We start from the raw sequence: 26,735 nt of genomic DNA, 5'->3' as shown, positions 1-26,735 counted from the left end.
CACTCATAGTTTTTTTCACCGACCACCCTTGTTTTTTACGATTTTAGCACTGCTATTAATCAATTACATATAACCTTATTTCAATGTTGACTTGTCAATAACGAAATAAGGTTTTTGTTTTTTTCTGCAATTTATGTAAGTGATTTTTCATCAAAAAAAACAGATGTGATTTTTAAAATTGATCATATTTACCATTCATACAGTTTTTTTGACCACTTATAGTTTTTTTTAGAAATCAATCTTAATTTTTAGCATTTTTGTAGTGCTATTAATCAATTACATATAACCTTGTTTCAATGCCGATTCGTCGAATGTGAAACAGGGTTTTTGTTTTCTAATACTATATGAACTTTAATTTTTGAAACGATGCATTTAATATTGTTTCATCGTCTACAGCTAGCCACTTATCTAGGATTGTAGCATAAATTGATCTGAAATCTATCGTGTATTTTAAGTCTCCATTATCATCTAAATCACTTAAGCTTGCCAGATTATTATAAAACCCTGGCGTTTTTAGTTGATTGCCTATAATAAACACATTACTTGCAGCACCATGATCCGTCCCGTTTGCCGCATTTTGTTTTACTCGTCTTCCAAATTCGGAAAAAGTGACAATAAGTGTATCGTTAAAAGTACCTTGTTGTTTTAAGTCCTTAACAAAAGTTTCCATGGATTCGGCATATGTTTTTAACAATCGAGCCTGACTATTTAATTGACCAGCATGTGTATCAAATCCACCAAGTGATGAATAGAATACTTTAGTTTCAATATTAGAGGCTATTAGTTTTGCCGTTGTTTTCAATTGTCTTGCAAACTCATTATTTGGATAATCTTGTTTTGATACTGCCGTTTTATGTTTTTCGAAAATATATTTTGCAGAGGATTCTGCAGTAATCATTGTTTTATATAAGTAACCAAGATTATGCTCACTCAAATGTTCATCTTGATAATGGTTTAGTACATTTTTAAAATAGGGATCTTGGGATGTTTTAAACAACACATAAGGATTCTTAACTGCAATACCAGTAGTGTTTTGTCCTTTTAACGCGAGCGATAAACTATCATCAATCTCAAGAGCATTAAATGGTTTATTGCCATACTCATCCAAATAACGGCCAATCCAACCTGTTTGCCAGTATTGATTAGAACTACTGGCCGTTTGCCAAATGTCTGTCGCTCTAAAATGTGAACGATTGGGGTTTGGGTAGCCAACATTATTGATAATTGTTAGATGTCCTTGATCAAATAATTTCTTAAGAGGTAGTAGACTCTTATGAAATCCCAAATCATCACTTGCTCTTAACACATCACTCTTAGAAATGCTAATAGTTGGTCGATTTCGATAATAGTTATCATTATTGAAAGGGATAATTGTGTTAAGACCATCATTTCCCCCTGAAAGTTGAATAACAACTAAGCGTTTAAAACCTAAAGTATGCGAAGGTAAACTTTCAAAGGCCTTTATAAAATTAGGTACAAAAAAGAGACTACTCGCTAATGTGGATTGTTTTAAAAAATGTCTTCTGTCCATAACTAACACATTTGATATTCGGGTAATGACATTAACTGAACACAATACTCTTGTTTTGACGATTTGCTCAATGTCTTTAAATAGGTTTTCGTTCCTTCACTTAGCTTAGGTAATAAGAGTAACTCTTGTAATTCGTTAATGCTATAATCTGCAAATTGCTTCTCAAATGTTTCCCAATCTACGGTCACATTGACAAACTTATTTTTTCGTTTTTTCGTAATATACGTTTCAAAAGCGTCTTCAAATTCACCTTTTTCTTTTGTTGATATTCGCGCATTAGCTAAAAGTATTGATGGCAACTTCAATCTAATCATAATGGTATTACTATCGATCCAATTTTTACCACCTTTCCAACCTGCAACATTTGGTGGATTGAGGAGCATTTGACCTAATAACTTTTGAATTTTCAATACATCCATAGCACTTTCGAATGTCACAGGTACTGTTCGACAAATCCCTACCAAAAACTCAATTGGCGATTTTATCTTAGCACCTATATGTTCTTGTTGGTAAAACCAATCCGACATAAAAATATGTCGCATGAGCTTTTCAATATTATAATCTTTATAGAATATAGATGTTAGTTCTTCAACTTTGGCATCGTCAATAGTTTCATTTACAAAATAGCTGTATATCTTCTTACAGATAAAACGAGCACATTGTTTTTGTTCAAGTATAATATCAATAATGTCATCACCATTGTAACGTCCTGTACTTCCAAAAAACGTTTTAAAACCATAATCATGATGCATTCTCCGGAATATAAATTCGCCTTCAAAATTATTATTATAGCCTGTAAAAGCTCTAGCGCTCTCCTTTATGTCTTCTTCGGAATAATGACTTTCTCCTAACATAAATAACTCCATAAGTTCGCGAGCAAAGTTTTCGTTAGGTTTTTGCTTTCTATTTTGTTTATTGTTTAAATATTTGAGCATCGATGGTTCTTTTGAAATAGCTTTGACAAAATCTCCAAAATTGCCTAGTGCATTCGCTCTAAGTATATTATTGTATTGCACCATATGAAAAATATTTTCATCTCGACAAACAAAATGATTCGCCCAAAACAAAGTCATTCGTTCTCTTAAAGCTTCACTGGTGTTAATGAGTCGTTCTATCCAAGCCAAATTGTACGCTTTAAGTTTCTCCTTGCTCTTATCTCTAAATTCGAACAATTTTTTCTTATTTCCAATAACCGTTTCCGAAGTATAATGATCTAAATCTGTCGTATCAATACTTAAGTTTGTCATAGACGATGACATATAAAACAGTTCCTCAACAACTTGATGCCTGTCTTTATTAGCGAGTTGAACCAATTGATTTGGAACAATACCAAAACCAAGCCTCTGATATAAATGTTGTATGTATTGAACTTTCATATAACTTATAAGACTTAAAAAATTATTTTAAGTTTAATTATACCGCTCACAAATGATTCCAAAGCAAGAGAGTAGTAACAAAATCAACTCATTAGATTAAATTTTATTATATTATGAAGTAAAATATAGTCGTAAATTATGAAAACAATTTCAAGAATTATTAGTGTTGTGTTCATCTTGTGCTTAGTGTCCTGCTCTGCTGAAGATGGTGATGATGGAATGGATGGAAATGCTAATGTAATTTCCTCAGATTGGATTACTATTAACTTTTCTCCTACACCAAATACTTTTAAAATTCAAATCATAGATGATTCCAACATTTCAGAGGCAAATGTAAATTCGGCAGCATTTCAAGTTTATGCTAGGACTGCTTCAGGAGACGTCTATACTATTCCTCATGAATTTGGAAATAGAAGTTACTTTTATTCTTTGTCTGCTGCAGATAATCAACTTACGTTTAGAGCAGAATCAATTAATAACTCAATGGAAGTATTTTCAGATTTTACTGAAATACGATACACTATAATTCCGTCAAATTAAAAAGCCACATCAAATGACGCGGCTTTTTATATGTATTCAATTTAATTGAATTAAAGATCAAACTTAATTCCTTGTGCTAAAGGTAATTCGTCTGAATAATTTATCGTATTGGTTTGTCTTCTCATGTAGATTTTCCATGCATCAGATCCAGACTCGCGTCCACCTCCAGTTTCTTTTTCACCACCAAAAGCACCTCCAATTTCAGCACCAGAAGTTCCAATATTCACATTAGCTATTCCACAATCAGAACCAGCATAAGATAAAAACTTCTCAGCTTCTTTCATTTCGTTTGTCATGATTGCAGATGATAATCCTTGAGCGACACCATTTTGCTTATCAATAGCATTTTCTACATCACCAGAATATTTCATAAGATATAAAATTGGAGCAAACGTTTCATGCTGTACAATTTCAAAATGATTTTCGGCTTCAATAATAGCTGGTTTAACATAACAACCACTTTCAAAACCTTCTCCTTCTAATACACCACCTTCAACCAATACATTTCCACCTTCTGCTTTTGCTTTTTCAATGGCGGCTAAATATGTATTTACGGCATCTTTATCAATTAACGGTCCTATATGGTTCTTTTCATCTAATGGATTCCCTATAGTTAATTGATCATAGGCACCAACAATTGCATCTCTTACTTTATCATATACAGAATCGTGAATAATTAATCGCCTTGTAGAAGTACAACGTTGACCACAGGTACCTACAGCACCAAATACTGCACCAGGAACCACCACTTTTAAATCTGCAGAAGGCGTAATAATAATTGCATTGTTACCACCTAATTCTAATAAAGATTTCCCAAAACGTTTGGCAACCGTTGCACCAACAATTCTTCCCATTCTTGTAGACCCAGTTGCTGAAACTAAAGGAATTCTAGAATCAGTAGTCATCATTTCTCCAACTTTGTAATCTCCATTTATGATACAAGAAATACCCTCTGGCAAATTATTTTCTTTCAAAATATCTGCAATAATATTTTGACAAGCAACAGAACATAAAGGTGCTTTTTCAGAAGCTTTCCAAACACATACATCGCCACATATCCAAGCTAAAGCTGTATTCCAAGCCCAAACAGCAACAGGAAAGTTAAATGCTGAGATAATTCCAACAACACCTATTGGATGCCATTGTTCTCTCATCACATGTCCTGGCCGTTCAGAAGGAATTGTTTGTCCGTTTAATTGTCGTGATAAACCTACGGCGAAATCACAGATGTCAATCATTTCTTGAACTTCACCATAACCTTCTTGCAAAGATTTTCCCATTTCGTATGACACTAATTTACCAAGTGGTTCTTTCAGGTCTCTTAATTTGTTTCCAAATTGACGAACAATTTCTCCACGTTGCGGAGCCGGTACATCTCTCCAAGATTTAAATGCTTTTGTAGCAGCATCCATTACTCTATCATAATCTTCTCTTGTAGTTGTTTTTACTTTTCCTATTAATTGACCATCAACAGGAGAATACGATTCAATAATCTCTCCATTAGAAAAATTATTTGAACCTGTAGATGTTCCTTCGTTTACCTCATGAACACCTAACTGCTTTAAGGCTTCTTTTATTCCGAAATCGGTAGCAATAGCTTCCATATTTGTATGTTTTTTATGATTTATTAGATTTTGACGCGAAGTTACTAATAAAAAGTCATTTTTACTTGAAGCATTTTGTTTAATAATGTAACTTTAAAGCACTTATAAATTTGATATCACCATGAGACATTATATCCTTCGTTTTTTTGTTTTTATTATCTGTTTTAGTTGCGCAAAAGAAGTTAAAAAAGCCGATGAAAACTCCGAAACAGGTTTTCCAGAATACACTAGTGATCCCAGAGCCGATTTTGCCATTATTATCCACGGTGGTGCTGGAACGATTCTGAAAAAAAATATGACTCCTGAACGTGAAGCCGCTTATAAAGCTAAATTAGAGGAAGCCATTAAAGTGGGATATGAGATTTTAAAAAACGGCGGAACAAGTTTAGACGCTGTTCAAAAAACGATTAATGTTATGGAAGATTCTCCATTATTTAACGCTGGAAAGGGATCTGTATTTACCAATGCCGAAACCAATGAATTGGATGCGTCAATTATGGATGGAAAAACACTAAATGCTGGAGCGTCGGCAGGCACAACCACTGTTAGAAATCCCATAAATTTAGCGCGAGTGATCATGGATAAATCGCCTCATGTGATGATGGCTGGTTCTGGAGCCGAAACCTACGCCAAAGAACAAGGTTTAGTCATAGTTGAGCCTAGTTATTTTCATACTGAAAGACGTTTAAACTCGGTAAAAAGAGCAAAGGAAAGAGAACAGGTAGAGTTAGACCATGATGATAAAACAGCATTTTATGATGCCGAAATTCAAAACTATAAATTTGGAACTGTTGGCTGTGCAGCCTTAGATAAAAATGGTAATCTTGCTGCTGGAACATCGACAGGAGGTATGACCAATAAACGTTATGGTAGAGTTGGTGATGCACCAATTATTGGAGCTGGCACATATGCCAACAACAACTCTTGCGCTGTTTCAAGTACAGGTTGGGGAGAGTATTTTATACGTGCTATGGTTGCTCATGATATTTCTGCCTTAATGCAATACAAAGGATTATCACTTAAGGAAGCTGCCCAAGAAGTCATTCAAAATAAAGTACCTGAACTTGGTGGTGATGGTGGTATTGTTGCCGTTGATAAAAATGGTAATATGGTTGCCGAATTCAATACTGCTGGTATGTATAGAGCAACAATGAATGACAAAGGCGAATTAGTCATTGGAATTTATAAAGAATAACACTAATCGTATCTCTTTATTTTTTCTAAAAAAACGAATTCTTTTCTATTTGTAACGAATTCTATTTTATTAATTACGCATAACAAAACGTATGCGCGAATCCCTCACAATTACTATAATTTTATGGTATTCAACTATCAAATTGATGGTTTGAAACGATCATATAAACCAATAAAACATTTCTGTAGCCATGAAACTAAAACATCTTTCTGCACTCATTCTATGTCTAGCTATCATTCTTTCTTGTAAAAAGAAAGACCCAATTACTCAGGAGACTGACAATCTTTTTAAGTTTAGGGACTATATTAGTTATACAACTTCTGGTTTACAATCGGTTGCCAATCCAATTACTATTAACCTATCTAATGATGTGGAAAATTGGGATATGGATCAAGAGATTAATGGCGAACTTATTCGCATATCACCTCATGTCGAAGGTAAACTTAAAGCAGCCAACAAACACACCTTGATCTTCACACCAGATGAGTATTTGGATCCAGCAACAGAATATACTGTGGTCGTAAAGCTTGATAAGATCTACAAAGATATGCCTAAAGATTATGAAGACTATACATTTCAGTTTAAAACTATAACACCAAACTTCAACATTGTTACTAATGCTCTACAATCCTACAGTAAAAAATGGCAACACTTAGAAGCCGTTATTAAATCGGCAGATATTATTTCGTTGGAAGATGCTAAGACATTGGTAAAAGCGACACAAAATGGGAAGCAACTCAAATTACATTTTAATGAGACTGAAAAAAACTCAAAATATTTCGAATTTAAAATCGATAGCATTAATCGCTTGGTTGAAGATTCTGAAATTGTTATAAAATGGGATGGGAAAATTATAAAAGCAGAAAACAAAGGCGAAAACACCATTCAAATTCCAGGCATAAATAACTTTAAAATTGTAAATATTGAAGCCTATAAATCCCCTGAACAGTATCTATACATCAACTTTTCTGACCCAATTAAAAACCAACAAAACTTTGATGGATTGGTTACTATTCAAAATGTAAAGAATCCAAAATTTGTAGTTGTTGGCAATGTTTTAAAGGTGTATCCAGACACGAAGCTTATTGGAAATATTCAAGTAGATGTATTTCAAGGCATAAAAAATACCGATGGTTACAAACTAAAAAGTCCATTTTCAGAAGCGATCTCATTTGAAGAAATGAAACCACAGGTTCGCTTAGTGAGTAACGGAACTATATTACCAAATTCTAATGATCTCAAATTTAATTTCGAAGCTGTAAACCTGAGTGCAGTAGATGTAAGGGTTATTAAAATCTTTGAAGATAATATACTTCAATTTCTTCAAGATAATGTGATGAGCAGTAACAACCAAAACGAAATTAAACGTGTAGGTCGTCGTATTGTTAAACAAACTATTCAATTACAATCTGCTGCTGAAAATTCTGGAAAATGGAAAGCCTACAGTATCGATCTTTCTAAATACTTTAAAGCCGATCCTGGTGCCATTTACAGAGTCGAATTGAGTTATTCAAGGCAATATTCTCTTTATGATTGTGAAGCTAATCCTAACAGCTCACTCAATGAAAATGACGAATATGATGATTATTATTATGAAGAAGATTACTACTACGATGAATATGCCGATACCAACACTGAAGATGACGAATTAAGAGAACAAGAGTATTGGGATAATCGTACGTATCGATACAGAAACTATACTTATAATTGGAGACAGCGCGATAACCCTTGCCACGATGCGTATTATGGCGACAATAAAATCATTGCTCAAAATTTACTAGCTTCTAATTTAGGCGTTATTGTGAAACAAGGTGCTGGTAACAAATACTATTTTGCAGTCACTGATATTTTGAGTACCAATCCAGAGGCTAATGCCACAATTAAGTTGTATAATTTTCAACAACAAGAAATTGGTACTGTCACCACAAATGGTGAAGGTTTGGCAACACATAGCGCTAATAAATTTGCATCATTTGCCATTATATCTAAAGGAAATAACACAAGCTATTTAAGACTTACCGATGGAAATTCACTATCACTGAGCAAATTTGATGTTTCTGGAAATAGATTGCAACGCGGACTTAAGGGCTACATCTATGGAGAGCGAGGTGTATGGAGACCAGGAGATTCGCTATTCTTAACTTTTATGCTTAACGACAAAGCCAATGAACTTCCTAAAAGACACCCTGTAAAAATGGAAGTGACCGATCCAAACGGAAAGCTCATTTATAAGAACGTAACTTCCGATCATGTTAATAATTTCTACAAATTTATAGTCCCTACTGTTTCCGAAGGAAAAACAGGGAATTATAATGCCAAAGTTTCTGTTGGTGGTGCACAATTCTACAAATCATTAAAAGTTGAAACCGTTAAACCTAACCGACTTAAAATTAAAGTTGATTTTGAAGACGAGATACTTTCTAGTAATGAACCCATTAACGGAACACTAGACGTAAAGTGGCTACATGGTGCACCAGCTAAAAATATAAAAACCGAAATTAAAGCCAAGTTTAGCAATTCATATACTAGCTTCAAAAACTTTAAAGGCTATGTATTTAATGATCCTTCACGTCAATTCAATACTGAAGAACTTAATATTTTCGAAGGTAATCTTGATGCAGATGGAAAGGCAACCGTTGAGACCAATCTTGATATTGGAAAAAATGCCCCAGGAATGCTCAACGCACAATTTTTAGTGAGAGCCTTTGAAAATGGTGGTGATTTTTCTCTCGATGCTTTTACCAAAACCTACTCTCCTTATGACTCTTATGTTGGATTAAAATCACCTAAAGGGAATTATTATGGGTCCTACTTTACAGATACCAATCAAACATTTGACTTAGCAGTTGTTGATAAAGATGGAAAACCTGTAAAACGCGATAGCTTAGAAATTAAAGTCTACAAAATTGAATGGCGTTGGTGGTGGAACTCTTCTTACGATAACCTTTCAAATTATGTGTCGAGTCGTTACCACAGACCTGTATTAAATCAAAAAGTATCTACCGGAGCCAATGGAAGGACCTCGTTCTCAATTAAAATCCCCGAAAATGATAGAGGACGTTATCTCATTAGAGTTTATGACCCTGTAAGTGGTCATGCTACTGGGCGCACTGCATATTTCTACAGAAATTGGTCTGGTATGTCAACAGGAAACGATAAGGAAGCTGCTAAAATGTTAGTGTTTGCATCTGATAAAGACAAATATATTGTTGGTGAAACGGCTAAAATTAAATTCCCATCAGGACATGAAGGTCGTGCATTGGTAAGTATCGAAAACGGTTCAGATGTTATTGAACATAAATGGGTAAAAACTAAAAAGGGAGAAACTACAGTTGATATTCCTATTACTTCGGAAATGGCGCCTAATGTATTTGTAAACATCTCTTTATTACAACCTCATGCTATTACTAGTAATGATTTGCCTATACGATTATATGGTGTCATTCCAATCCTAGTTGAAGATCCAAAAACCATTCTGGAACCCGAATTACGAATGGCAAGTGTATTAAGACCAGAACAAGAGTTTGAAGTTTATGTTACGGAAAAAAATAAAAAACCAATGACATATACCATAGCCATGGTAGAAGAAGGACTGTTAGATTTAACGCGATTCAAAACGCCTAATGCCTGGAATACCTTCTATTCTCGTGAAGCACTTGGTGTAAAAACTTGGGACATTTTCGATGATGTGATTGGAGCTTACTCTGGAAGTATAGACCAAGTATTTGCCATTGGTGGTGATGGAAGCGCAGCAAAAGGCAAGAACAAAAAAGCAAATCGCTTTAAACCTGTAGTCACCTATTTAGGACCTTTTAAACTTGAAGCTGGCGGACGACAATCACATAAAATTAAAATGCCAAACTATGTTGGAGCTGTGAGAACAATGGTTGTAGCTGGAAATAATCAAACAGAGGCTTACGGAAGCACAGATAAATCGGTTGAAGTTAAAAAGCCGTTGATGGTCTTGGCAACATTACCAAGAAAACTGAGTCCTGGAGAAAAAGTAACACTTCCTGTGACCGTATTTGCTATGGAACCTAAAGTGAAAAACGTTAATCTAAGCTTGAAGTTAAGCGATGGTATCTCTGTAGTTGGTAATGGCTCGAAAAAATTGTCTTTTGCAAAACCTGATGAACAAATGGCTTATTTTGAACTAGACGTAAGCAAAGCAAAAGGTATCAATACTGTTGAAGTGATTGCAACAGGAAATGGTGAAAAATCAACATACAAGGTCGAGTTAGATGTTGTAAATCCAAACCCAATAACCTCTAGGTATGAAAATGCCCAATTAGAAGCAAATGCATCACAAAGTCTTCAGTTTTCAACCTTTGGTGTTGCTGGTACCAATACAGCTATTGTAGAATTCTCAACACTCCCTCCAATGGATTTCTCGAAACGATTAGAATACCTTATTCAGTATCCACATGGCTGCGTTGAGCAAACCACGTCAAGTGTATTTCCACAATTGTACTTAAGCGATATTTTCGATTTGAAATATGAAAAACGACAACAAATCCAGTCAAACATTGAAAATGGAATTAAGCGTTTGGGAAATTTCCAACGTCCTAGTGGAGGTATGAGCTATTGGATTGGAGAAAGTGCAGCTAATGATTGGGGAACAAGTTATGCTGGACATTTTATGATAGAAGCAGAAAAAAAAGGATTTGTTTTACCGTTAACATTTAAAAGTAATTGGTTACGTTACCAAAAAGAAGCTGCGAGAAACTGGAGACCAAGTTATAGACGTTATAACTCAGATCTCGCACAAGCGTATCGCTTGTATACCTTGGCATTAGCTGGAAGTCCAGATCTTTCTTCCATGAATAGATTACGTGAGTTTAGCGAAATTTCAAATGAAGCCAAATGGCGTTTAGCAGCAGCGTATGCCTTAGCAGGTCAAAATGAAGCAAGTGCTCAATTATCAAAAACGGCAAATATCGATTTCAAACCACCAAAACATAATTACTATACTTATGGTTCGGTAGATAGAAACAGAGCTATGGCGCTAGAAACCATGATTATTACTAAAAATCAAAAAGCACGAGAGTTATCAGAATATATCGCGAAAGATTTATCTAGCAATCAATGGATGAGTACACAAACAACAGCTTACAGCTTATTGGCTATGGCTAAAATGGTGGAAGCCAATGGAGGCAAGAATATGAATTTCAGTTATACCTTTAATGGTAAAACCGAAACGATAGATACCAAAAGTACCATAGCACAACGAGAACTGGCAGTTAACGATGGTTCAAATACATTAAAGTTAGACAATGCGGTAAGTAATTTGGTGTATGTACGTGTTTTAAATTCTGGTAAACTACCATTAGGTCAAGAGTTAGCCGAGAAACGCGGCTTAAGTGTTTCGGTAATATATCAGGATCTAAAAGGAAATCGACTAGATATTTCTAAGCTACAACAAGGTCAAGATATTGTCGCAAGAATTAGCGTGAGCAACTTAAAAAGTCAGTCATTACACGATGTTGCGCTTACGCAAATCTTTCCTTCAGGATGGGAAATTGTAAACACACGCTTTACAGATTATGGTGATACAACAACAAGTAGTGCAAGATATACAGACATTAGAGATGATCGTGTGAATTTCTATTTTGATTTACCATCAAAAGGAAAACATGGTACTAAAGTATTTACAGTCATGCTTAACGCAGCTTATCTTGGCACCTATTATTTACCGGGTACTCAAGTAGAAGCCATGTATGATAATGACTTCTTTGTGAGAAATAAAGGGCGTTGGATTGAAGTAAGAAAATAAACTCAAGACCATGAAAACATATATTGCGTTACTGTTTACTTTTCAACTTCTCTATTCTTGCGGAATAGATCGCTCTAAAGCCGAACCCTTGAATTGGAACTATGAAAATGGGAGCTTGAGAATTGAAAATGATACAATTTATAACGACAGAATCCCTGTTGCGATTAAAGTATCAGAAATTCAACGATTTGATAACAGTCGAGTATTGATTATAAAAAAAATTGACAATAATGACACAGATAAAGACTATGCAAAATAACAATCCATACTATGCTGTGATTTTCACCTCAACGCATTCTGAAAATACAGAAGGTTATACAGAAATGGCCGATCTAATGGAAACCTTAGCCAAACAACAACAAGGTTTTATAGGCATTGAAAGTGCAAGAAATGAATTGGGAATTACAGTAAGTTACTGGGACAGTTTAGACGCCATCAAAAGTTGGAAACTGCAAACCGATCATTTGGTGGCGCAACAAAAAGGACGACAAGATTGGTACAGTTGGTACAAAGTAAGAATCTGTAAAGTTGAACGCGAATACGAATTTGAAAATAAATGAAACTAGTTAATTATATAAAGCAACGTAAAAAGAGATTTGTCATTTTGGCAATACTCCTAATTATATATGCTTTTTGTTTACCTAGTGATTTGTTTAAAGACCCAACTGCTACAGTCATCACGAGTAGAAACAACGAACTTCTGGGCGCGCAAATAGCAGCAGACGGACAATGGCGTTTCCCTCATAATGATAGTATTCCTGAGAAGTTTAAAACCTGTATTATTCAATTTGAAGATGAGTATTTCTATAAACATCCGGGTTTTAACCCCATTTCTATTTTCAAAGCACTAAAAGATAATTTAAGTGCTGGTGAAGTGAAACGTGGTGGAAGTACGTTAACACAACAGGTGATTCGCTTGTCTAGAAAAGGGCAAGCCAGAACCTATCTCGAAAAAATTAAAGAAATCATTTTAGCAACACGATTAGAACTTCGTGATTCTAAAGATGAGATTCTGGGCTACTATAGCAGCAATGCGCCTTTTGGAGGTAATGTAGTAGGTCTAGATGCGGCGTCGTGGCGTTACTTTAATCGAGATGCGCATCAACTGTCTTGGGCTGAGAGCGCGACACTTGCTGTACTACCAAATGCCCCAAGCTTAATTTATCCTGGGAAAAATCAACAACGTCTACTAGATAAACGCAATAGGTTACTTCATAAATTATTAGAAAATGCTATCATAGATTCCTTGACTTATGAACTATCAATTGCCGAAGAGTTGCCGCAAAAACCTTATGCACTACCACAAATTTCACCGCATCTTCTTCAAAAAGTCGCAAAATCAAATCGAGGTGAGCACATCCAAACGACTATTGACACGAAACTTCAAGAACGTATTAATCTTATCGTTAAAAACCAATATAATCTCCTAAAGCAAAATGAAATTCATAATGCGTCGGTTTTGGTTTTAGATGTACATACGAGAGAAGTTTTGGCTTATGTAGGGAATACACCAACAGATCGAGCACATCAAAAAGATGTTGACATTATAGATAAACCAAGAAGCACAGGTAGTATATTGAAACCATTTTTATATGCTGCCATGCTAGATGCTGGTGACCTACTACCACATACTTTAGTTGCTGATATTCCTTCTCAATTTGGAAGTTATAATCCAGAAAATTTCAATAAAGAATTTGATGGTGTCGTGCCAGCAAGTCGTGCCTTATCTCGATCGCTAAATGTTCCTGCTGTACGAATGCTTCAAGATTTTGGATTGGATCGCTTTCATCAATACCTAAAACAATTGCATCTCAAAGATTTAAAATACAATGCAAATCACTATGGTTTATCACTCATTTTAGGAGGTGCCGAAAGCAATCTATGGGATCTATGTAAAAGTTATGCAGCGCTATCATCAACGTTAAATCATTTTTCTGAAACCTCAAGTGAATACTATACTAATGAATTTGTAGAACCTACATTTATGGCTTCGGAAACAGTAGACTTTGGAACAACATCTTCTGATAAAACCTTATTTGATGCTGCTTCTATTTATCTCACTTATGAAAGTTTAAAAAAGGTAAACAGACCTGAAGGTGATGAAAGTTGGGAGTTTTTTGATGACTCTAAACAAATCGCATGGAAAACAGGAACAAGTTTTGGGTTTCGTGATGCATGGGCTATTGGTACCACCAAAGATTATGTGGTTGGCGTCTGGGTTGGAAATGCAGATGGCGAAGGTCGACCAGGTTTAGTAGGTGTACAAACAGCAGCTCCAATACTATTTGATGTCTTTGACCTATTACCAAATAGTAATTGGTTTGCAACACCTTATGATGAGATGCAGAATGTGCGTATCTGTTCTAAAAGTGGTCATCGCGCTTCTCCAGTTTGTGATGTAACCGAAGATTATTTTATTCAAGTTAGTGGGTTAAAGACAGCGCCTTGTCCTTATCATATTTTAGCACATGTCGATGCAACCGAAACCTATCAAGTAAATTCTTCTTGTGAAAACTTAAGCGATATCAAACATAAACCTTGGTTTGTATTATCTCCATTAAAATCACACTATTACAAAACGAAAAATCCGTTTTACAAACCGCTTCCTAAATTGCGAATGGATTGTATGGGAGACGTACAATTAACCATGGACTTTATTTATCCGAAGAAAAACAACTCTGTATTTCTTCCTAAAGATTTTGATGGTGAAACCAATGATCTCATTTTAAAAATTGCACATTCAAAACCTGAAGCTACTATTTATTGGTATCTCGACCAGACTTATGTTGGTACAACGAAGGATATTCATGAGTTAGCTATTCTTCCTAAAAAAGGGAAACACCTTATTACAGTTGTTGATGAATTTGGTAATGAGGCAAAGCGACAGATATCTATTTCAGAATAAGATCTAGTAAGGTATTATATTAAAGTTGCGCTATATATAATACTCTTAATTAAGAGTTTAGAGAGCCTAGAGTGTCTTTCCGCTTCTAGTTGTATTAAATTCTTACCTTTGTTTTCGTAATTTTTAAACTATAAAAGATGTACGATATTGTTAAAATGCTTCACTCTTATTGGGCTTACCTCGTAGTAGTAATGGTAGTATTAGCGACCTTTAATGCCTTGATAAAGTTTTTTGGAAATAAAGAATTTCAAGCTGTCGATTTTAGAATTTCATTGTTTACTTTGATTGTGACTCACATTCAATTACTGATTGGATTGGTGTTATATTTTACATCTCCATTTGGATTTAAGAATATTCAGAATAATGGTATGGGAGGATTAGATTCTTTTTCTCGACTATTAGCGGTAGAACATCCATTTGTTGGGATTTTAGCCGTTGTATTTATTACCATAGGTTACTCAAAACACAAAAAGAAATTAACATCGAAACCAAAGTTTAAGATGCTATCCATATTTTACACCATAGGCTTACTTTTAATTTTATCTAGAATTCCCTGGAATAATTGGTTTAACTTTTAATAAAAAAATGCGCTATTAAAGTTTAATAGCGCATTTTTTTATTGTGATCTGTGTTTTAGTCTTCAACTTGTTTAATTAAGTAAACATAAACAGGGAAGTGGTCACTAAAACCTCCTGTAAATCCACCATCGGCAAAACTTCTAAACGGATAGCCTTTGTAACGTCCTCTTTTATTAGCAAGATATAATTTATTGTAAATGCCTGCTTTATAAAATCTAAATGACGAATAGTCATCTTTCTTAATGATAGGTTGTGTCATCATAATTTGATCGAACAAACTCCAAGCATCTCTATATGCTGTTGTACCATAGCCTTTTTCAGTAAACATTTTTTCAAAAGGATTATAAATCCCTTTTAAATCTACTTCATCTTTGTCTGCCTTAGCCTTCAAGACGTCTTTTACACTTGAATTTGTAGGATCATCGTTCAAATCTCCCATTGTAAATATTTTAGCATAAGGATCTTTAGATTGTATAGAATCGATAATGCGCTTATTTAACTTTGCGGCACCAACACGTTTTGATCGACTTCTAGCTTCTCCACCACTTCTAGATGGCCAGTGATTAACTAAGACATGTATAGGGTCTCCATCTAGCTCACCACTAACTAGTAACTGATCTCTAGTAATGACACGCTTTCTACTAACATCATCATAAATTAATAATTCAAAAGAATCATGACTTGTTGGTTTAAACAATTGCTTTTGATATAATAATGCCACATCAATTCCTCTAACATCTGGAGATTCATAATGTATAATCCCATAATTTTTAGCTAATAATAATGGGTGGTTAACAAGATCAACTAACACTTGTCTGTTTTCGATTTCGCAAACACCAATTATAGCAGGAGAATTCCCTGTGATATCGGCTCCAATATCTGCAATAACTCTAGCCATATTATTGACTTTCTTCTTGTAAATACCTTCTCTATCAGCCTTGATTTCCATTATAGGACTTCTCTCATCAAACTTGGTCGTATCATTGATAGTGTCAAATAAATTTTCTAAATTGTAGAATGCTACAGTGTGAATTTTAAAGCGTTTTTCTTTTTTCTCATCTTGAGAAAAGCCATTAAATGTCATTAAAAAACAAATAATTGCTAAAGAAAAATGTAGTGGTTTCATAGTTTAAATATTATGTTATCGTTATGATGATTACAAATGTCGAGCCAAAAGTATGTATTTATTATAAATAATGTAAATTTGCACGCTTTAAATAAATTAAAAAACACTGTTATTTAGAGCAAAAGAATTATTAATCTAATATAAGGCATGAAAAAAAGTTTCTTTATTTTTTTATTCGGAATATTCTCCGTGTTGACATCCTTCGCTCAAGATACTATCGTAAAGGGTAGTGTTTTAGATGGAACTACAGGAGAACCTATTCCTGATGTAACAATTACTATTGAAGAAACCTCGCAATCTGTTAAAACTGATGCGAATGGTGAATTTCAATTTAAAACTATTGTTCCTCTTGGAGAACAAGTACTTAGAGTTGAAAAAGTAGGTTATGTTACAAAACGTTATCCTATTGTTGTTAATGAAGGTCAAACCGTTGATATAAGCGGTATGACACTTGATTATGATTCTAGTGACAAGACAGATTTATTCATTATTTCAATTTCTGATGATAATTTAAATAGTGAAGATGATGGTTTAACAGATAATATCTCAGGATTACTACAAGCATCCAGAGATCAGTTCTTAAGTGCAGCAGCATTTGATTTTAGTGCAACATTCTTTAGACCAAGAGGTTTAGACAACGCCAATGGTAAAGTTCTTATTAATGGTATTGAAATGAACAAGCAATTTACTGGTAGACCACAATGGGGAAATTGGGGTGGATTAAATGATGTTCAGAGAAATCAAGAATTTTCAATGGGAATGTCTGCTAATGATTACACCTTTGGAGACCTTGCAGGAACTAACAATATTGTGATGAGAGCATCTAGATACCGACAAGGTGGTCGTGTGTCTTATGCATCGGCAAACAGAAGTTACACAGGTCGTATCATGGCCAGTTATAATTCTGGAATAGTTAAAGGCGGATGGTCATATTCTGTATTAGCCTCTAGACGTTTTGGAGATGAAGGTTATGTAGATGGAACACTCTACGATTCGAATTCGTTCTTTGCTGCTGTTGAGAAAAAAATCAACGATAAGCATAGTATAAACTTTACTGGAATATACGCACAGAATAGACGTGGTCGTTCTACGGCTATTACAGATGAAGTGCTTGCTTTAAAAGGAAGACAATACAACCCATTTTGGGGAGAGCAAGATGGAGATATTAGAAATTCAAGAGTAAGAGAAATAGAAGAACCTATTTTAATGCTAAACCACTTTTGGGATATTTCATCTAAAACAAAATTAAATACAAACGTTGCTTACCAATTTGGTAAAATAGGTAATACTAGAATTGATAATGGAGGAACACGTTTAGTAAACTTCAATGGTCAAGCTAGTTATCTAGGTGGTGCTAGAAATCCTGATCCAGCATACTATCAAAACTTACCAAGTTATCACTTAAGATTTCCAAATCCTACTGCAGCAGATTTTGAACAAGCATATTTAGCTGAGCAAGATTTTAGAAATGATGGTCAATTAGATTGGAATGCATTATACAGTGCCAATGCTACTGTAAGAGCTCAAGGTGGAAATTCTATTTATGCGATTCAAGAAGATAGAAATGACGATTCACAATTTACAATCAACTCTATTTTAGACTCTGAACTATCAGAACGTGTTAGATTAAACGCTGCGATTAGCTACAGGCGCTTAAAGAGTGAGAACTTTGCCAACCTAAAAGATCTTTTAGGAGGAACAGGATACTTAGATGTAGATTTCTTTGCTGAAGAAGATTCAAATGTTATCGAATCATTAGAAGATGTAGCGCAAAGTGACTTAAATAATCCTAATAGAATTGTTCAGGAAGGTGATCGTTACAAATACAACTATGAAATTGACGCTAATGTCATCACTGGATTTGCACAAGCTCAATTTAAATACAACAAAATAGATTTCTATTTAGGTGCTAATATTTCCCAAACAACATACCAAAGAAATGGTTTGTTTAATAACGGAAACTTTGCAGGTGCACGTTCTTTTGGAAAAAGCGAAAAATTAGACTTCTCTAATTATGGCGTTAAAGCTGGTGGAACTTATAAAGTTACAGGTCGTCATCTTATCGATTTCAATGCCAGTTACTTTACTAAAGCACCAAATATTAGAAACTCATTCAGTAATGCCAGACAAAACAATGATGTTGTTATTGGTTTAGATAGTGAGAAAATTCAGTCTGTAGATGCAAGTTACATTTTCAGATCTCCAATTATTAAAGCGAGACTTACTGGTTTTTATACTGGATTCCAAGACGGAACAGATATCGGCTTCTACTTCACTGAAGATTTAGCTGGACTAGGTTTAGATACTGGAGATGCCTTTGTACAAGAAGTACTTACCAATGTAGAAAAAAGACATATTGGAGTAGAGATGGGTATTGAAGCTCAAGTAACACCAACAATCAAATTAAAAGCAGCAGCTTCTTTTGGTCAATACACATTCAACAACAATCCAAACTTATATTTAACAAGTGATGATTTTGATGGTCCATTAACTTTTGGAGATGGCACAACAAATATCAAAGATTACCATGTTGCTGGAGGACCAGAACGTGCATATCAAATTGGATTTGAATATCGTGATCCAGATTTTTGGAATGTTGGTTTAACAACAAACTATTTCTCAAATGCTTATATAGATGTAAGTAACCTAGCAAGATCTGCAAACTTTACTACAGATTTTGATGGTCAAGCGGCTGTTGGTTATGATGAAGACATTGCTAGAGGTTTGTTAAAACAAGAAGAGTTTGATGACTATGTACTTGTTAATGTTGTAGGTGGAAAGTCATGGAGAGTAGGCGATTATTTTGTTGGATTCTTTGCAACAATTAATAACATCTTCGATCAAGAATACAAAACAGGTGGATTTGAACAATCAAGACTAGCGACTTATGATCGTGTGTTAGAAGATAAATCAAGAGCTAATGGTCCAGTGTTTGGTTCTCGTTATTTCAACGGAAATGGAACAACATACTATTTAAACGTATACCTTAGATTTTAAAAAAAAGCTAAAAAAGTAAATTTCAAAAATAATATCCTCTAATGAGGATGAGATAAAAAAGAAAAAAATGAAAACAATTAATTTAAACAAAATCGTACTATTTGCTTTAAGCTTATTAGTATTTAATGCTTGTGTTCAGGACGATGATTTTGACACACCTAATGTTGACGTTACAGATCCTGTAATCAATGGAAACATTATAGATATAGATGCTGTTATTGGTAACCTAGTCCAATCTGGTGAAGATATTATCACTTTTGAAGATACAAATAACTTTATGGAAGGTTATGTGATCTCTAGTGATGAAGGAGGAAACTTTTTCGAAGAATTGGTATTACAAGATAAAGCTGAAAACCCAACAGCTGGTATTGTTGTACAAGTTGATGTAAATCCTTTATTTACAATTTATGACTTCGGAAGAAAAGTATATATTAAACTAGATGGTTTATCTGTTGCTGTTGATAATGGTGTTGTTCAAATAGGAAGAAGAGACGGCAACGAATTGGCTAAAATTGCCGCTTCGGAAATGTCTGAGACTATTCTACGTACACCAGAAGTTGCTACAATTGTACCTTTAGAAGTGAGCATTAGTGATTTTTCTAATGATCTTGAAAGCTTATATATTCGTTTAACTGATGTTCAATTTAATAGAAATGATGTGTTAGGTGATGATTTGAAAACATTTGCTGCAGAAGATACAGATCAATTTGATGGAGAACGTGTTTTAGAAAGCTGTGCTACAAGTTCATCTGTAATATTAAGTACAAGTACCTTTTCAGATTTTAAATCGCTTCTATTACCTGCAAATAGAGGATCAATTGACGGAGTTTTAACAAGAGATTTCTTTGATGAGTTCTATACCTTAGTTATTAATTCTCCTGAAGATATCAACTTTACCAATGAGGTACGTTGTGACCCAATCGAATTATCTTGTGGATTAGCTTCAACAACAGGAATGACTAATTTATTTGCAGATGATTTTGAAAGCCAGTCTACAAACTCATTAATTTCAGGAAACGGATGGACAAACTTTATAGAAGCTGGATCTGAAGGATGGGAAGCTTATACACAAGGAGGAACTAATTCTTCTCAAGGTGTTTCTGCAAGAGTAGGTTCTTTTAACTCAGGCGATGCTAGTACAGTAGCTTGGTTGATTACTCCTGAAATTGATCTTGATGCTAACTCAGGTGTGACTTTAAACTTCGAAACATCAAATAGTTTCTCTGATGGTAGTACTCTAGAGATATTATTCTCAAATGATTGGGATGGAACTGAAGCTGGAATTACAACTGCCACTTGGGGAATCATTACAGATGCTTATGTGACTCAAGACAGTGATTTCTTTGGTGAGTGGTTTGAATCTGGAAACGTAGATTTAACATGTGGATCTGGCCAAATTTATATCGCATTTAAATATGTTGGTAGTGGCCAATCTGATTTTGATGGAACTTATGAATTAGATTTCGTAAGTATTGATGCGCAATAAAAATTAAGCTTACATAAATAAAGCCACATCAATATTGATGTGGCTTTTCTTTTATCAATACATTTGTATATGACCATTTTTGAAACGTTTTTCTTTAATGTATTTCAGCATTATAAGCCTACACATAAAAAGAAAGCAAACTCTATTGCCTTATTTTATATTTCAACACTGCAATGCAGTTTATTATTACTTTCTGGTGTATTGTTATCGGCATTCTTAAATGAGATGAATTCAATTACACTATCATCAGGTAAAGCATGGGTGCTTTTCGTTATAGGAAGTATTTTTATCTACTTCAAGAACTGGATTCAGTATAGCGGTAAAAAAAGAAAGGTTTTAAATGCAAAAAGAAATAGTAAAAATGCACCTCAACACTATAACATTTGGTTATTATGGTTTTTACTCCTCGGCAGCATAAGCTTATCAATTATTTTATTAAGTACTGTATTTTAATTAAAACATATAGTTATAAAAAAAAACCTCCAGTAATAATTACTAGAGGCTTTTTAATTATTTAGTGATTGATTAATTCAAACGTTGAATGTAAACCCATGCACTTCTTTGCTTAGTTCCATCTTCATATTCCATGGTGTAGAAGTATGTTCCTACTGGTAATTCTTCACCGTCATTGGTTTGTCCATGCCATTCATCAACATAATTTGTTTTAGAATACACAAGTGTTCCTAATCTATTAAATATCTCTAATTTAGTGACACGATAGCTACTCAAATCAAAAGTATCATTCATACCATCTCCATTTGGAGATATACCTTGAGGAATAACACAACTTTCTAATTCAATAACCGTTTGGCTTGTAATACTAGAACATCCTGTGTCATTAAAAATCACTTCAATTTCATAATCTCCAGCAATTAATACTGGGAATGTCAATCCATTTTCTCCTGATTGCAACACACCATCTAAATACCAGTTAATAGTCACTTCAGATGTATTATAATTTACAGGTGTTGCTTCGATAATGATTGGTACAGTTGCATTAGGGCATACCTCATAATCGAAATCTTGGGTGAATGTGGTCTCAGGCTCTGTACCTAATACTAAGTTAAAGCTAGTTGTATTTGTACAACCAGTAGCATTATTAGTTACTTGAGCATAAACCGTTTGAGGGTTAGACAAACTTGTATAAGGACTCACCAATGGGTTAACACCATCAATAGCATCTTGTTCTGTTAAATGAATTGTTACAGTAAAGTCATCTGGACTTTGAGTCTCACCCAATATAGCAAGATCATTATCTGACAAGTTAAATACTGCTGTGTCATTCCCAATTGAACATCCTACTAAATCTGGTGGAGTATTTGCAATTGGTAATGGTAAGAACTCTACTAAAATCTCATCAGATATAATACATGATGGTGAAAAAATAATTTGAGTTGTATAAGTTCCATCTTCAGTAACAATAAGTGTGTTAGACGTTTCATTTTCAATAACAAAACCATCTTTAAACCAAACGTGATCTACAGATAGCGCTTGAGTTTCTAAAACAATTTGCTCGCCTACACATGCTGCTGTTCCTGATGCGATAGTAATATCCTCACCTAACTCTACTTCACCAATATCAAAACTTCCTGCTTTTAAGAATACACCCGAATCTAATGCCGAATCTGTTGCATCTGCAATCACTAATTTGATATGATATGTTTCTCCAATATTTACTTCTGAAAATGCTGTAAATACTTCCGTTCTACCATCAAAAGAAATTGGAGGGAGGTTTTGTGGAATATAACCTCCAAAATATTCCTCATTTATTGCAGGGCAACCTGGGTTTTCAGGGTGAATATTAGTGACTAAGATAGGTGTATCTGTTCCAGGCAGTACTGCCAGATTAGTTGTATCACCATCTTCATCAGTTAATAAGAATGCAAATGCATCAGAGAACGTACATTCAAATGTACCTCCTGTATTTCCATTATATTCTTCAGAAGCCATTATAAAATCAAAACTTATTTCATCTGATAGCGGCACAAAATCAAATTCTATGATAGATGCATTATTAGAAATCGCAATGCCTACTGCAGCTTCTAAATCGGCATCTCCTGGCCATGCACCATCACTCATGGCGTTAATATTTGGACCTCCAGCTAAGCTAGCATCTCCAGATGTTAAAATGATTCCATCTTCAAATGGGAAACTCCCTTCATCAGAAGTAAAATATCCTATACCATTAACATCTCCAAAGTCTGTACCTGTTGAAAATTCAATATTTGTAATTTGCGCACAAGGGCTATCAATTAAAATATCCACAACTAATTCTTCTATGGTATAGGTGTCTTGATCAATAGATACATTTCCAGTTCCTGGTCTGATACATAAATCAAATGTATAATCAACACCTTCATCTCCAGCAGAAAATACTCTTACATAGTAAGTGTTTCCAACGGTTAATGCTGGTGTAATACTTGCATCAGCAGGAGAACAGTATAACTCTACTGGTGCATCACATGTGCCTTCATATACCGCGTGATCTAAATCTTGGAAGAAACCTCCTCCAGTTATATTGATTAACTGTATAACTTGGAATTCATCTACTGCTGTAAATTCAAACCAAACATCATCATCTGGATCACCACCACAGGTTCCGTTTGGAATACCTGAAGGTGTAGCCTCCAATAATGTTCCTGGCGTAATAATATCACAACTGTCATCCGTATTAACTCCTGCAACTATGGCATCACAAGGATTGTCGTTCTCAGGTGGACATGCTAATAATTGAATAGCATCACTATTGATAACACAATTTGCATCTTGATCGTTGTTTATTGTAACAACAACATCAACACCAAATGGGAATGGTCCAACTTGATAAACACCAGCTGCAGTTGCAGCTACTGTATTAGCATCAATATTGTTTGAGATTGTTAAAGACGTTGCATCACCTAAAGATGTCACATTTACATCAATTAAGAATTGATCACCATTATCACAATCATCTATCACTTGATAAGTTGCTGTCGGATTAACACAAGTTGCACAAGTTACAGTATAATCTATTCCAGCCGAACAACAGAAACTTCCAGATGAGCAACTTACAGAGCCGTCTGAAGTGACTTGGAAGAAAATAGTATCTCCAGTTGATTGGAATACTAATCCATCTAAAACACCATCATTACCTTCATCATTATATAATTCTGTGACACCATCAGAATCTAAGACAACTAAGAAATCGAAAGGAGCACCTTCTATTTCTCCAGAGTTAATCGTAATTCTTATAGGCGAACCGTCTGTACTTGTATATGAGAACTGGTTAGAATCATTGTTTTCATAACAGTAAAAAGCGTTTAATGGTCCTGCAGAGCAATCAACAATATTGTCAATACAGAATTCTTGAGTTAACACGTCACTTGTTAAAACACAATTAGCATCATCATCGTTTGTTACTGTAATTTCAACTGGTGTATTATTAGCATAAGGTCCAAAAGTAACCACTCCTGTAGCACTTACTGTTTGATCTGCACTTCCTTGGTTATCACTAAGAGTAATAGACGTCGCAGAACCTAAATTTGTTAAGTCAACATCAACAAAGAATTCTGGTGCAACCGTACAGTTAGATACAACAGCATATGTAGCTTCTGGTTGTACACAAGTTGCACAAGCCACAGTAAAATCCCATTGTGTAGTACAACAGAAACTTCCTGATGCACAACTTACAGATCCATCTGCGTCAATTTCCATATACATCGTATCTCCAGTAGAATCAAATTGTAATCCTGAAAGGTCTCCACCATTATTTCCTTGGAAAATTAAAGGTGCAGTATTGTCTGGCCCATCGTATACTAAAATATCATCACAACAGCTTTCAATTCCTCCAGCATTAAATGTTAATCTAATCGGACTTCCATCTGTTGAAGTGAAGGTCCAGTTAGTTGTATCGTTATTATCGTAGCAATATGTTATTTGAGTTGGTGGTTGCGTACAATCTATTGAGTAATCCGACTGCACAGTTGTTGTAAAGGTTACTGGTCCAACCCAACTACTAAAACCATTTGCATCACAGTTAGCTCTAACCCAAACTTCATAGTCTGTTTGAAATGTTAAGCCTGTTTCGTTAACGGTCGTTGCGGTTACTGTAGTTCCTGATCCTGTTGGCATACCTGTTCCTAAAGGTTGAACAACATACTCCCAACTCGTTTCAGCACCTCCAGCAGTCCAGCTTATATCTGCTGCTGTTCCTCCAACATTAGAAACAGTTAATCCACTTGGCTCTTGGCAAGATGGAATTAAACGTACTCTAAAATTATCTACAAAAATATCATTGTCTTCAGGATCATCAACAGTTCCCTCAGATCCTAGAATACCAAATTGAACTGTTTGTCCAGAATACGCTGTTAAATCGGCAACAACTTGAGTTCCTGTTACAGGAATAACGCTTGTGTTATCAAACGTTAATAAGTTGACCCAACTTGTTCCATTATCTGTACTTATAAATAATTGAACTGTATCATCAGAACCTAAAGTTCCAGCATTTGTACTACTTCCAAATTGCATAATACCAAAATCAAAATCCACTTGAAATGGACCTCCCGTTAAATCAAATTGAGGTGATAAGATCCAATCACTTTTAGCAGCTTGCCATAAGTTTATTTTATAAGCACCATCAAAACCATTATTTAAGAATCCATCTGGTCCCCAATCTCCTCCTCCGAGATTCGTAGGTCCTGTGGTTGCATCTCCATCAGCTGCTTCGTCCCAACAGTCTGGAATTATGGTAGTAAAGTCTTCTAAGTATTCAGGTACGAATACATCACAAGCAGATTCAAAAGTCCCAACGCTTGACCAAATACTAAAGCCATCTGGACCACAATCTGCTCTTACAAATATTTCATATTGTGTGATTGGAGATAAACCAGTAACTGTATAAGGATTTGTTGCTGTTGGAGTACCAGCACCTGTTGGTTCTCCAGTACCTAATGGCTGAACAACAATTTCCCAGTTAGTTTCTGTACCTCCAGCTGTCCAACTAATATCTGCAGTAGTAGACGTGATATTTGTTACAGTAATCCCTGACGGAAAGTTACATGTAGAGTTATAAACTTGTACATTATCAACTAACCAGTACCATGCCCATACGTTACCATCATTATAGATAAACCGTACTTGCATCGCTGCATTAGAATAGGCTGTGATATCTATATGCTGTTCATCTGGAGCATCAAAACCTCCAGCATCAGCTGTTTGATTTAGAACCTCAATCCAGTTTGTTCCATCAAATACTTCAACAACTGCAGTATCATTGCCAATATTGTTATAGAATTGATCGAAATCTAAGAATAATGCTGTTGCTCCTGTGGTATCAAATACAGGAGACGTTAATGTTTCGATGAGTTCGGTTCCATTTCCGTTAGAGTCACTATCTACAATGGCACAGTTAGTACCATTTAGGCTGTTTCCTCCTCCTTGTTGACCTGAAATCCATGAATCTCCAGTAGCACCACCTTCGTCTGTTACAGTCCATGTAGCAGGGATTTCAGTATCAAAATTTTCTTGTAAATACGTTTGCGCATTTACCAACGAACAGGTAAATATAAACGCAATAAGTAAGATTATTTTTTTCATTTGTGTCGGTTGTTTTTTTTACTTTTTCTTTTCTTTTACATGATCATCAT

The 26,735-nt window shown here is 34.8% G+C and carries 15 protein-coding genes; 10 read left to right on the top strand and 5 right to left on the bottom strand.

Features of this window, described 5'->3' with window-relative positions; translation table 11 throughout:
• Nucleotides 1–340 precede the first annotated feature (340 nt).
• Together KWG70_RS04630 and KWG70_RS04625 are read right to left on the bottom strand one after the other, a co-directional pair.
• Nucleotides 341–1,531, bottom strand: a complete 1,191-nt coding sequence (locus KWG70_RS04630) for a DUF1501 domain-containing protein (protein ID WP_230934809.1) — start codon at nucleotides 1,529–1,531, stop codon at nucleotides 341–343.
• A 2-nt stretch (nucleotides 1,532–1,533) separates the two neighbouring features.
• A complete protein-coding gene (locus tag KWG70_RS04625) occupies nucleotides 1,534–2,907 on the bottom strand; it encodes a DUF1800 domain-containing protein (protein ID WP_230934808.1) in 1,374 nt (457 codons plus the stop codon).
• Nucleotides 2,908–3,045: 138 nt separating this feature from the next.
• Here KWG70_RS04625 and KWG70_RS04620 point away from each other — a divergent pair, with 138 nt between their 5' ends.
• Entirely contained in the window at nucleotides 3,046–3,447 is a 402-nt protein-coding gene (locus tag KWG70_RS04620; protein WP_230934807.1) for a hypothetical protein, read from the top strand.
• A gap of 50 nt (nucleotides 3,448–3,497) precedes the next feature.
• Here KWG70_RS04620 and amaB read toward each other — a convergent pair whose 3' ends face one another.
• A complete protein-coding gene (gene amaB / locus KWG70_RS04615; protein WP_230934806.1) occupies nucleotides 3,498–5,051 on the bottom strand; it encodes an L-piperidine-6-carboxylate dehydrogenase in 1,554 nt (517 codons plus the stop codon).
• A gap of 121 nt (nucleotides 5,052–5,172) precedes the next feature.
• On the opposite strand from amaB, the gene KWG70_RS04610 reads away from it, so the two are divergent.
• The 6 genes from KWG70_RS04610 (at nucleotide 5,173) to KWG70_RS04585 (ending at nucleotide 15,502) form a co-directional block, all read left to right on the top strand.
• Complete coding sequence (locus KWG70_RS04610) at nucleotides 5,173–6,246, top strand: isoaspartyl peptidase/L-asparaginase family protein (protein WP_230934805.1); 1,074 nt, start codon at nucleotides 5,173–5,175, stop codon at nucleotides 6,244–6,246.
• Nucleotides 6,247–6,436: 190 nt separating this feature from the next.
• On the top strand, nucleotides 6,437–12,019 hold the full coding sequence (locus KWG70_RS04605) for an alpha-2-macroglobulin family protein (protein ID WP_230934804.1): 5,583 nt from the start codon (nucleotides 6,437–6,439) through the stop codon (nucleotides 12,017–12,019).
• 10 nt (nucleotides 12,020–12,029) lie between these two features.
• Nucleotides 12,030–12,278 carry a hypothetical protein gene (locus KWG70_RS04600; RefSeq protein WP_230934803.1) on the top strand — a complete coding sequence of 83 codons (249 nt, stop codon included), beginning with the start codon at nucleotides 12,030–12,032 and terminating at the stop codon, nucleotides 12,276–12,278.
• Complete coding sequence (locus KWG70_RS04595; protein WP_230934802.1) at nucleotides 12,250–12,579, top strand: antibiotic biosynthesis monooxygenase family protein; 330 nt, start codon at nucleotides 12,250–12,252, stop codon at nucleotides 12,577–12,579. Before KWG70_RS04600 ends, KWG70_RS04595 begins: the two co-directional genes overlap by 29 nt.
• Entirely contained in the window at nucleotides 12,576–14,924 is a 2,349-nt protein-coding gene (gene pbpC / locus KWG70_RS04590; protein WP_230934801.1) for a penicillin-binding protein 1C, read from the top strand. Before KWG70_RS04595 ends, pbpC begins: the two co-directional genes overlap by 4 nt.
• A gap of 137 nt (nucleotides 14,925–15,061) precedes the next feature.
• Nucleotides 15,062–15,502: a hypothetical protein gene (locus KWG70_RS04585; RefSeq protein WP_230934800.1), complete on the top strand. Its 441-nt coding sequence runs from the start codon at nucleotides 15,062–15,064 to the stop codon at nucleotides 15,500–15,502.
• A gap of 55 nt (nucleotides 15,503–15,557) precedes the next feature.
• On the opposite strand, the gene KWG70_RS04580 is transcribed toward KWG70_RS04585, so the two are convergent.
• Nucleotides 15,558–16,628 (bottom strand): endonuclease/exonuclease/phosphatase family protein, encoded by a 1,071-nt coding sequence (locus tag KWG70_RS04580; protein ID WP_230934799.1) that lies wholly within the window; start codon nucleotides 16,626–16,628, stop codon nucleotides 15,558–15,560.
• Nucleotides 16,629–16,775: 147 nt separating this feature from the next.
• Between KWG70_RS04580 and KWG70_RS04575 the strand changes: the two genes are divergently transcribed.
• From KWG70_RS04575 to KWG70_RS04565, 3 genes are all read left to right on the top strand, one after another.
• Entirely contained in the window at nucleotides 16,776–19,625 is a 2,850-nt protein-coding gene (locus tag KWG70_RS04575) for a TonB-dependent receptor (protein ID WP_230934798.1), read from the top strand.
• A gap of 67 nt (nucleotides 19,626–19,692) precedes the next feature.
• A complete protein-coding gene (locus KWG70_RS04570; RefSeq protein WP_230934797.1) occupies nucleotides 19,693–21,111 on the top strand; it encodes a DUF5689 domain-containing protein in 1,419 nt (472 codons plus the stop codon).
• 69 nt (nucleotides 21,112–21,180) lie between these two features.
• Nucleotides 21,181–21,564 (top strand): hypothetical protein, encoded by a 384-nt coding sequence (locus KWG70_RS04565; protein WP_230934796.1) that lies wholly within the window; start codon nucleotides 21,181–21,183, stop codon nucleotides 21,562–21,564.
• A 72-nt stretch (nucleotides 21,565–21,636) separates the two neighbouring features.
• On the opposite strand, the gene KWG70_RS04560 is transcribed toward KWG70_RS04565, so the two are convergent.
• Entirely contained in the window at nucleotides 21,637–26,685 is a 5,049-nt protein-coding gene (locus KWG70_RS04560) for a choice-of-anchor L domain-containing protein (protein WP_230934795.1), read from the bottom strand.
• Nucleotides 26,686–26,735 lie beyond the last annotated feature (50 nt).

This window comes from Psychroserpens luteolus (genome assembly GCF_021032705.1).
Lineage (GTDB): Bacteria > Bacteroidota > Bacteroidia > Flavobacteriales > Flavobacteriaceae > Psychroserpens > Psychroserpens luteolus.
The sequence above is the reverse complement of the archived record's forward strand: the minus strand, read 5'-3'. Positions and strand labels throughout refer to the sequence as shown.